Here is a 485-nt window from a genome sequence, read left to right as displayed (position 1 = left end):
GCTAGAGCTTGCGAAGTCCACTGAGCACCCTTTCGAGCAGTGTCACATCCGGTGCGCCGCCGGGCTCGCTGCTGCTGCCCGGCTGATGGATGGCCACCATCCCGGCCTCGGCCAGGTCGGCCACGAGGATACGGGCCACGCCCAGGGGTATGGCGAGCAGTGCGGAGATCTCCGCCACCGACTTGACCTCCTGGCACAGGTGGCAGATCCGCTGGTGCTCCGGAAGCAGGCCCATGAGCTGTGCCGGATCTGCGGTGGCGCTCACCAGCGCCTCGATGGCGAGCTGGTAGCGCGGCCGGGTACGGCCCCCGGTCATGGCGTACGGCCGCACCAGCGGCTGGTCGCCCTCACCGCCGTACGGCGTGTGGTCGTTCAGGCCACCGTACGGATTGGGTGAGGCGGGCGGCGGGGTCATGGCTCCTCCGAGCGAGGCATGTGGTCGACGATGCGGACTGTAGTGCTCGTGTGGGGGGAGCGTGGACTAA

Annotated in this window: 1 protein-coding gene; it reads right to left on the bottom strand. The window is 69.1% G+C overall.

Features of this window, described 5'->3' with window-relative positions:
* Nucleotide 1: 1 nt before the first annotated feature.
* Entirely contained in the window at nucleotides 2-415 is a 414-nt protein-coding gene (locus IQ279_RS27600) for a DUF742 domain-containing protein (RefSeq protein ID WP_206352054.1), read from the bottom strand.
* Nucleotides 416-485: the final 70 nt, after the last annotated feature.

This window comes from Streptomyces verrucosisporus (assembly GCF_017114865.1).
In the GTDB taxonomy this organism is placed as follows: domain Bacteria; phylum Actinomycetota; class Actinomycetes; order Streptomycetales; family Streptomycetaceae; genus Streptomyces; species Streptomyces fenghuangensis.
This window is presented reverse-complemented; position numbering and strand designations above follow the sequence as displayed.